The organism is Pseudoalteromonas sp. NFXS39 (assembly GCF_040148775.1).
GTDB classification, from domain to species: Bacteria; Pseudomonadota; Gammaproteobacteria; order Enterobacterales; family Alteromonadaceae; genus Pseudoalteromonas; species Pseudoalteromonas apostichopi.
This window is the reverse complement of record NZ_JAGDEC010000016.1, coordinates 22,559-32,493: the sequence shown is the minus strand read 5'-3', so window position 1 is coordinate 32,493 and position 9,935 is coordinate 22,559. Positions and strand designations below refer to the sequence as shown.

The window sequence follows — 9,935 nt, the reverse complement described above, 5'->3', positions numbered from 1 at the left end:
CCACTTAAATGAAAAGTTGATTTACCTAAATCAATACCTATAACTTTAACAACTGACATAATGGTTTCCTCCAATAATAGCCAACTCTGTTAGTTTAGCTAATGGGTGGGGCGTACCATCTAATTAACGAGTTAACAAAAAGGCGAACCTTTCGGTTCGCCTTTTTAGTGTTCAACTAGCTAGATTGTCACAATCTTAATTAACTGTCACAGACTTCATTAAAACTGTCACAAACTTTATTACCAGTTATCAAATCAAACCTTAGTCACGGTATGTCTCAACCGCTGGGCATGAACAAACTAGGTTACGGTCGCCGTATACGTCATCGATACGGGTTACTGTAGGCCAGAATTTGTCTTTTGCTACGCTTGGTACTGGGAATGCTGCGTAGAAACGGTCGTATGCACGGTCCCACTCATTGCCTAGTACGTCTGCTTGTGTGTGCGGTGCAAACACTAGCGGGTTGTTTTCAATTGACCATTCGCCAGATGCGATACGGTCGATCTCTGACTTGATTGACACCATTGCTTCGATGAAACGGTCGATCTCAACTTTAGACTCAGACTCAGTTGGCTCAATCATTAGTGTGCCAGCTACTGGGAATGACATAGTTGGTGAATGGAAGCCGTAGTCTTGTAAACGTTTAGCTACGTCCATTTCTGTAACGCCTGTTTGCTCTTTGATCGGGCGTAGGTCAACAATACACTCGTGCGCAACGCGGTTGTTACGGCCACGGTATAAAATTGGGTAGTGCTCGCTTAGCTTCTCAGATAAGTAGTTAGCATTCACGATAGCCATTTCTGTAGCTTGTTTTAAGCCTTCAGAGCCCATCATGGCAATGTATGCCCACGAGATTGGTAGAATAGCTGCTGAGCCGTAAGGGGCAGCAGAAACCGCGCCGTTACCGATGTTTGTGCCAGCAACATTAATTACGCTGTGGTTAGGCATAAATGGCGCTAGGTGAGATTTAACACCGATAGGGCCAACACCTGGACCACCACCACCGTGTGGAATACAGAATGTTTTGTGTAGGTTAAGGTGCGATACGTCAGAACCGATTGAACCTGGGCTTGTAACACCAACTTGCGCGTTCATGTTTGCGCCGTCCATGTACACTTGACCGCCGTGCTGGTGCACGATGTCACAGATTTCACGAATTGTTTCTTCGTAAACACCGTGTGTAGATGGGTAAGTGATCATGATACAAGATAGGTTTTCAGATACCTCTTCGGCTTTCGCTTTAAGGTCTGCCATATCAACATTACCGTTTTTATCACAGTCAACAACCACGATTTTCATGCTTGCCATTTGTGCAGACGCTGGGTTTGTACCGTGCGCTGAACTTGGGATCAAACATACGTTACGGTGACCTTCACCGCGTGACTCGTGGTATTTACGAATTGCGATTAAGCCTGCATATTCACCTTGTGCACCTGAGTTAGGTTGTAGTGAAACTGCATCGTAACCCGTGATGTTTACTAACCAATCATGTAGCTCAGTCATCATGATTTGGTAACCCGCTGCCTGATCAAGTGGGCAGAATGGGTGTAAGTTTGCAAACTCAGGCCAAGTGATAGGCATCATCTCAGCTGTCGCATTAAGTTTCATGGTACATGAACCTAATGAGATCATTGAGTGGTTAAGCGCTAAATCTTTGTTCTCTAGGCGCTTGATGTAACGCAACATTTCAGTCTCGCTGTGGTACGAGTTGAAGTTAGGGTGCGTTAAAATTTCGTCATCGCGTACTAGGCTTGCAGGAATAGAGTTGCTGCCGTTTACTTCGATTTCGTTTGCCAGTGCGTCAACGCTTAGGCCGTGACCTTCACCTAAGATGATGTCGAATAGCTCAGCTACGTCTGCACGAGTTGTTGTTTCTGATACAGAAATTGAGTATTCACCTGCACGGTTAGACGCAAAGTTAACGCCGTTTGCTACTGCTCGTGCAACGATTTCGTCTTTGTTATCTGCAGCAACAGTCAGTGTATCAAACCATGTGTCGTGCTTAAGGTTTACGCCTTTCGCTTTTAAGCCTGCAGCTAAGATGTCTGCAAAACGGTGAATACGCTCAGCAATCGTTTTCAGGCCTTGTGGACCGTGGTAAACCGCGTAGAACGCTGCCATGTTCGCTAGTAATACTTGCGCTGTACAGATGTTCGAGTTGGCTTTTTCACGACGAATGTGTTGTTCACGTGTTTGCATTGCCATACGTAGTGCGTCGTTACCTAAACGGTCTTTAGAAACACCGATAATACGACCTGGTAGTGAACGCTTGTACTTGTCGCGTGTTGCGAAGAATGCAGCGTGAGGACCACCGTAACCCATAGGTACACCAAAACGCTGTGCTGAACCAAGTACTACGTCTGCACCTAGTTTACCTGGTGCTTTAAGCATTAATAAGCTCATGATGTCTGCAGCAACACAGGCAATCGCTTTTTTGTCTTGTACTTGTGCGATTAGGTCAGTTACGTCAGTGATTTCACCGGTTGTTGATGGGTATTGGAATAATGCACCAAAAATCTCATGATTAGCCGCTTCGCTTGCAGGACCAACAACCACTTCAAAACCAAACTGGTCTGCACGTGTAGCAACAACGTCGATAGTTTGTGTGTGTACGTCATCAGCAATGAAGAAGATGTTTGCTTTTTTAGCTTTAGCAACGCGCTTTGCAAGGCCCATTGCTTCTGCAGCAGCCGTTGACTCGTCAAGTAATGACGCGCTTGCTAAATCAAGACCTGTTAGGTCTAGGGTCATAGTCTGGAAGTTTAATAATGATTCTAAACGACCTTGTGCAATCTCTGGTTGGTATGGTGTATACGCAGTGTACCAGCCTGGGTTCTCAAGTACGTTACGTAAAATTACGTGTGGCACGTGAGTTGGGTGGTAGCCTTGACCGATGTATGATTTGAACACTTTATTTTTGCTTGCTACTGATTTTAAGTAGCTTAGTGTTTCAACTTCAGTGCGGCTTTCGCCAATTGATAAACCTTGCTCTAAGCGAATGCTTGCAGGTACCGTTTGACCGATCAGCTCTTCAACACTCGATACTCCAAGAGCGCTCAGCATGTCGCTTACTTGCGCTGGGCTTGGCCCAATGTGACGGCGAATAAAATCTTGCTTTTGCTCTAATTGTTCAAGAGATTTGGCGTTTGACATTTGTCCAGATTCCTATGATCCAAAAAAAAGTGGTTACTGCCAATGGGTAACTGGCAATAACTTAAAAACAGGTTGATTCAGTAACTTACAGCGTATGGAAAAGTAAGCTATAAAATCATAAAAGCCCCAGTGAAACCCTAGCTACGCATTTAATTAGCTGGGGATCTAGACGGGGCTTTTAGTCGGCGTGACTAATTAATTAGTCTTCGTCGATTGTGTTAGCGTAGCCTTCAGCGTCTAACAGGTTATCAAGCTCTGATGTGTCAGATGCTTTGATACGGAATAACCAACCGTCAGTGTACGGGTCGTTATTTACTGTTTCAGGCGAATCTTCAAGCTCTTCGTTGATTGCAACGATTTCACCGCCGATTGGTGCGTAGATGTCTGATGCTGCTTTTACAGACTCAGCTACTGCGCAGTCTTCACCCGCGTCAACTTCATCACCAACTTCTGGTAATTCAACGAATACCATGTCGCCAAGAAGTTCTTGTGCGTGCTCAGTGATACCTACAGTAAACGTACCGTCACCTTCGTCGCGAACCCACTCGTGTGAAGTAGCATATTTTAATTCGCTTGGGATATTGCTCATCTTTTTGTTCCTTTGGTTTATATTGGGTGATAACACCAAATTTTTTATAGTTTAGATAACTGATTTGCCGTTACGTACAAAGCAAGGTTTAACAACCTTAACGTTAACCAGTTTTTTACGCATCTCTACTTGGGCTGTTTCGCCAGTTGAACGCGGAACGCGTGCTAGCGCAACACTGTGACCAAGGGTTGGTGAGAATGTACCAGAGGTAATCACCCCTTCACCACCTTCAACGATAACTTTTAAACCGCTACGCAATACGCCTTTTTCTTCAAGCACTAAACCAACTAGTTTGTCTGTGCTCTTGTCAGCGCGTTGCTGTTCTAATACTTCACGACCAATAAACTTACGATCTTCTGGCTCCCATGCGATTGTCCACGCCATGTTTGCAGCAAGTGGAGAAACGCTTTCGTCCATATCTAGACCGTAAAGGTTCATACCTGCTTCAAGACGTAATGTATCACGAGCACCTAGACCTGCTGGCGCTACGCCTGCGTCTAGAAGTTGTTGCCATAAATCAGCAGCTTGATCGTTAGGTACTACGATTTCATAACCATCTTCGCCAGTATAGCCTGTTGTCGCAATAAATAAATCACCTGCTTGCACACCAAAGAAAGGCTTCATACCTTCAACAGCAGCTTGTTGCTCTGTAGTAAGTACTGTTGCTGTTTTGGCACGTGCATTTGGGCCTTGAACAGCAATCATTGCAAACTCAGGACGCTCAGTTACCGTTACGGCGAAATCAGCTGAAACTTTAGCTAAATGCGCTAAATCTTTTTCACGCGTTGCTGAGTTAACAACTAAACGGTAGTTCGTTTCTGAGAAGAAGTAGATGATAAGGTCGTCGATTACGCCGCCTTCTTCGTTAAGCATACCTGTGTAAAGTGCTTTACCCGGTACTGTTAACTTAGCAACGTCGTTTGCAACTAGCTTACGTAAGAACGCTTGTGCTTGCTCGCCTTGAATATCGACAATTGTCATGTGAGATACGTCAAACATACCTGCATCTGTGCGAACCGCATTATGCTCTTCGATTTGTGAGCCGTAGTTGATTGGCATTTCCCAGCCGTGGAAATCAACCATTTTTGCGCCAGCTTCTAGGTGCTTAGCATGTAAAACTGTTTTAGAAGTCATAATATTCCTTCACTTTTAAATTAACCCACTAGTGTGGGGCGTGGCCTCAATTTAATGAGGGGGAATAACATGGGCGGCGATTATACATTAGTTGCACAGTTGTCACACCCAAATTGCGATTTTGTAACTAAAAAACAGCTAAACACCCAAGTGCGTAGCTGTTTTAAATATTTTATGTTTTAAGCAACGTTGGCTAAGGCTAAATCAAAACCGAGCTGCTGTAAGTGCGTTTGCCATTTATCAAGCTCTGCTTGGCGCGCCACCAGCTGAAATTGCTGTGTTGCTTGGTTATCTATCGCAGTAATAAATACCTCACCGCTTTGTGTACCATAGCAGCTGCGCATGTCTGATAAACGTAGCCCCGGCGTTAGCTTAAAGCTGTCTACTAAGGCATCAAACGCCTGCTCACCACTTAGGGTTAGCGCGCTTAAATCGTCACGCATTACATAATCAATGTCGTAACGTAGTTGTTGCTCATTTATAAGCGACTGTAATTGCACGCTAGCATCTTTACCTAACACAAAACGAAATGCAGTTTCGTTAAAGTAGTACAGGGCATAAGCGTAGCTGCTTGTTAGGTCATCGTCTAATGAACTACGTAAGCCTAAACCGCTAGCAGTTAGCTTATTAATATCAAGACCTAAAATAGCCGTTAAAAATGGGATTGCTTCAGTGCCACTAAAATCCATAATGGCAATATCGCTATTAGCTCGTAGCACATTATCTGCTGGAGTCTCAGCTTGGCTGTGGCGAGCAAACATTATTGGCGTAAAAGTCATATGTGACACCTATCAATCGTTAATGCTTGAAGTATATTGCGCCGTGCTGGCAACAACAAATTGTAATTATTTATCAATTGATAAATAATGCTTATATATATAGCCCTATAAATAGAATTTTTTAATGAAGAACATTTCTACCGATAGCTTACGTACTTTAGTAACCGTTGTTGAAGTTGGCGGGTTTGCCAAAGCAGGTGAATTATTGGGGCTATCGCAACCTGCTGTGAGCTTACAAATTAAGCGCCTAGAAGACATGCTGGGTCATAAGCTATTTAAAAAGCAAGGTCAGCGCCAAGTACTTAATCAATATGGCGAATTGCTTATGCCATTAGCTAAACAAATGCTGCAACAAAACGATGCTATTTTGCAGCAGTTCACCAGCGAAAATGTCACAGGTAAAGTGCGCTTGGGGATCCCAAGTGAATTTGCCGCACGTATTCTACCTTCAATCATTGGTGACTTCGTTGCCCTCTACCCGGATGTATCACTAGAAGTTCGCTCTCGCTTGAGTAAACATTTGTTGTCGGTCTCGCGCCAAGATCAATTCGATTTAGTACTGGCATTAAACGAAGAGCTAGAGTCAGCCAAGTTCCCTATTTTTATGCAAGACCAATTAGTATGGGTAGGCGATTTAAACCTTGCACAAAACGATGTGGTAACGCTAGTCACCGCTCCTGAGGGATGTATTTATCGCCGCAGAGCAATAGAAGCACTACAAAGTGCCGGTATTAAATACCGTATTGCCTACAGTAATGCTGACTTAACCGGCCTGACTGCCGCGTTAAAAGAAGGCTTAGGCATTACTGTGCTCGCAAAAAGCACCGTACCTAATGAGCTGAATTACCAATTACAAACCAAAGACCTACCTGAACTTGGGCAAATAGGTATTAGTTTAATTAAACGCACTGAAGACCCAGGAACCGCCGTCGATAAACTTGCTGAGTTCATCGCCCTGCGTTTGACATAGGTGTGAGTTAGCAAGTTAGCAAGTTAGCAAGTTAGCAAGTTAGCAAAATTGTAGCAGCGATTTCATATCGCATAATAAAATGAATATTCACAAAGAGGACAAGAGACGCTGCGCTTTAGAGGATAGTAACTAATAATTTTTATAGGGTTACTCATTCACTTCTCATTGTCTTCTCTTTGTGCAAAAAATATTGAACCACAGAGTACACCGAGGCGCTTCGCGCTACATAGAGAAAGTAAAAATCACAAAGAGGACAAGAGACGCTTCGCTTTAGAGGAAAACAAAACTCTCTTTTGGCGTGTCTCATTCTCTTCTCTTTGTGCAAAAAAATATTGAACCACAGAGTACACCGAGGCGCTTCGCGCTACATAGAGAAAGTAAAAATCACAAAGAGGACAAGAGACGCTTCGCTTCAGAGGAAAACAAACTCTCTTTTGGCTCTTCTCATTCTCTTCTCTTTGTGCAAAAAAAATATTGTAGATCGTCATTTATGGCGACACATAATCACTAACATTGACGGGCTAAAGCCCGACCTACGAATTACCCGTTGTTTAAGAAATATCGCGCGAAATAAATTTCACGCCTACAGGCGTGCATTTCAATTTAACTATGTGCAGGCACAATCTAGCTTAAAGCTTCTTTGCTCTTTCCCCTTTCTAACTCGCTAACTTGTTAAGTTTTACTTAACACATCACCGAACCAGAATGATATTACAATACTACTGTAATTTATTTAAACAAGTGAATACAACAACTTACAGATAACAGCACTTTTATTACAAATAGGATTGATTCGCATTATATTACATGTTTTAATTGCGCCCGTTAAAAAAATCTAAATACACAGGACACACAATGACACCTAAGTTTATTGTTTCTACGCTTTCGACTGCGGTCGCTTTATCTTTAAGCGCGAATGCTTTTGCAAAAGATGTAACTAAAGAAGAGAAAAACTTTGAGCAGATCACTGTAATTGGCTCTGCATCAGCAATTAACGATATTCCAGGTTCTGCTACATTCATAGACGAGCAAGAACTAGAAAAGTTTGAATACACTGATATCTCTCGTGTTTTAAGTGCTGTACCTGGTGTATATGTACAAGAAGAAGACGGCTATGGTCTTCGTCCTAATATCGGTATGCGTGGTACAGGCACAGGCCGTAACGACAAAATCTCTGTAATGGAAGATGGTGTACTTGTCGCACCTGCACCTTACTCTGCTCCTTCTGCTTACTACTTCCCTACTATGGGTCGTATGGAGTCTATCGAAGTACTAAAAGGTGCTGCTTCTGTTAAGTATGGTCCGCGTACAACCGGTGGTGTTTTAAACTTAGTTTCGCGTAGCTTACCAACAGAAGGCTCTAAAGGTTTACTTAACGCTGAACTTGGTAGCGATGGTTTCTACAAAGGTCATGCTTACTTCGGTAAAAAGAAAAACAACGCTGCTGGCCTTGTAGAAGTATTTACTTACGGCGCAGATGGCTTTAAAGACTTACCAGTTGGCAGCGACAACACAGGCTTTGAAAAGAACGATTTCTTATTAAAGTTTGGTTTTGACTTTGGTGACAACGAAGCACACAGCCTAGAAATGAAATTAAAGTACTCAGACGAGCGTTCTGACGAAACTTACATGGGTTTAACTGACGCTGATTACCAAGCAACCCCTTATCGTCGTTATGCTGCATCGCAAAACGACGAAATGAACACACAACACAATGCATACCAAATTAACTATGCATACCGTTTTGGTAAAGGTTACGAGCTACTTGCTACAGCTTACTTAAACGACTTCCACCGTAACTGGTATAAAGCAAGTAAAGTAAGCACAAGTTACCTTGAGCAATACAGTGAATTTGAAGCAAACCCAACTAGCGAAGGTATTGAGGGTGTTGGCGTAAAAGCAAATAACCGTGATTACCAAGCAAAAGGCTTACAAACTGAATTCCATATTCCTGCAGGTAACCACTACTTTACTGTTGGAGCACGTTACCATGAAGATGAAATGGATCGTTTCCAGTGGGAAGACAAATACACACTTAACCAAGACTTATCAATGACGCTAACAGAAAAAGGCGTTCCAGGTTCAAACAGTAACCGTTTAGATAGCGCCGAAGCGACTACCCTTTTCATTCAAGATGAGTGGTCACTTGATGCATTAGTAATTAGCGCTGGTCTTCGCTACGAAGACATCACAATCAAACGTGTTGAATGGGCTAAGTCTGATCCAAACCGTGAAAATGGTTTAACAAAAGACATCAGCAACGACACTGAGATCTTAGTGCCATCTCTAGGTGCAACATACACAGTAAGCGACAACCTAACGCTGCTTGCTGGTATTCAAAAAGGTTACGCACCAGCAGCCCCTGGTAATGCAAACCAAGAAGAAGAAGAGAGTGTCAACATTGAGCTAGGTGGTCGTTACGATTACGCTGGCATTCAAGGTGAAGTAATTTACTTTAACTCTGACTACACAAACATGCACGGTAACTGTACTGCGTCTGTTGGTTGTAGCGATGACAACATTGGCGATCAATACAACTACGGTGAAGTATCGGTGTCTGGTTTTGAGCTAAGCGCAGGTAAAGTGTTTGCTACAAATGCAGCTTCATTCCCAGTTCGCTTAACATACACTTACACTGATTCTGAGTTCGATAATGCATTTGAATCTGATCTTTGGGGTAGCGTAGAAAAAGGCGATGCAATGCCATACGTACCTGAAAACCAATTAGCGCTTTCTGTAGGTGCTGAATTCTCAAGCTTTGTATTCGATACACAAATGCGTTACGTGTCTGATGCACACGCAGACTTAACAGACTCAGGTCGCAATGCAATCGACAGCCGCGTTGTGTGGGATTTAGCTGCTAAATACCTAATCGACGACAAACAAAAAGTGTACTTAACAATAGACAACCTGTTTGACAAAACCTACGTTGCAAACCGTGCAAACGGTGGTATTCAACCTGGCAAACCACGTAGCCTACAACTGGGTTACAGCTACTCGTTTTAATAAAACGTTTTAGCGAAATTTAAAAAGCCGTGTGATGAAAATCCCACGGCTTTTTTGCGGGCTGCGAGTTAGCAAAATTGTAGCTGCCATTTTATATCGCGTAGGATTGGTGCTAGGTGCTAGGTGCTAGGTGCTAGGTGCTAAGTGCTAAGTGCTAAGTGCTAAGTGCTAAGTGCTAAGTGCTAAGTGCTAACAGCATAGCGTTGGTTTTAGGTTGGGGTACCTACCCCTTCAATTTTTCAGCGTTATAACGCCTCCTACAACTCGCATCTCGGCCCTCGAAGATCGTACCTCTCCCCTTTACT

The 9,935-nt window shown here is 43.2% G+C and carries 6 protein-coding genes; 2 read left to right on the top strand and 4 right to left on the bottom strand.

Going from position 1 to position 9,935, the window contains the following annotated elements; translation table 11 throughout:
- Positions 1-261 precede the first annotated feature (261 nt).
- From gcvP to J3455_RS19495, 4 genes are all read right to left on the bottom strand, one after another.
- Complete coding sequence (gene gcvP / locus J3455_RS19510) at positions 262-3,153, bottom strand: aminomethyl-transferring glycine dehydrogenase (RefSeq protein WP_349562247.1); 2,892 nt, start codon at positions 3,151-3,153, stop codon at positions 262-264.
- Between the two features lie 199 nt (positions 3,154-3,352).
- Positions 3,353-3,742, bottom strand: coding sequence for a glycine cleavage system protein GcvH (gcvH, locus tag J3455_RS19505; protein ID WP_054551324.1), 390 nt, complete (start codon positions 3,740-3,742; stop codon positions 3,353-3,355).
- A 51-nt stretch (positions 3,743-3,793) separates the two neighbouring features.
- Positions 3,794-4,876: a glycine cleavage system aminomethyltransferase GcvT gene (gene gcvT, locus J3455_RS19500; protein ID WP_130050853.1), complete on the bottom strand. Its 1,083-nt coding sequence runs from the start codon at positions 4,874-4,876 to the stop codon at positions 3,794-3,796.
- A 179-nt stretch (positions 4,877-5,055) separates the two neighbouring features.
- Positions 5,056-5,655 carry a hypothetical protein gene (locus tag J3455_RS19495; protein ID WP_349562244.1) on the bottom strand — a complete coding sequence of 200 codons (600 nt, stop codon included), beginning with the start codon at positions 5,653-5,655 and terminating at the stop codon, positions 5,056-5,058.
- A 124-nt stretch (positions 5,656-5,779) separates the two neighbouring features.
- On the opposite strand from J3455_RS19495, the gene J3455_RS19490 reads away from it, so the two are divergent.
- Both J3455_RS19490 and J3455_RS19485 read left to right on the top strand, forming a co-directional pair.
- On the top strand, positions 5,780-6,625 hold the full coding sequence (locus tag J3455_RS19490) for a LysR family transcriptional regulator (RefSeq protein WP_130050851.1): 846 nt from the start codon (positions 5,780-5,782) through the stop codon (positions 6,623-6,625).
- Positions 6,626-7,479: 854 nt separating this feature from the next.
- A complete protein-coding gene (locus tag J3455_RS19485) occupies positions 7,480-9,630 on the top strand; it encodes a TonB-dependent receptor family protein (RefSeq protein ID WP_178927306.1) in 2,151 nt (716 codons plus the stop codon).
- Positions 9,631-9,935 lie beyond the last annotated feature (305 nt).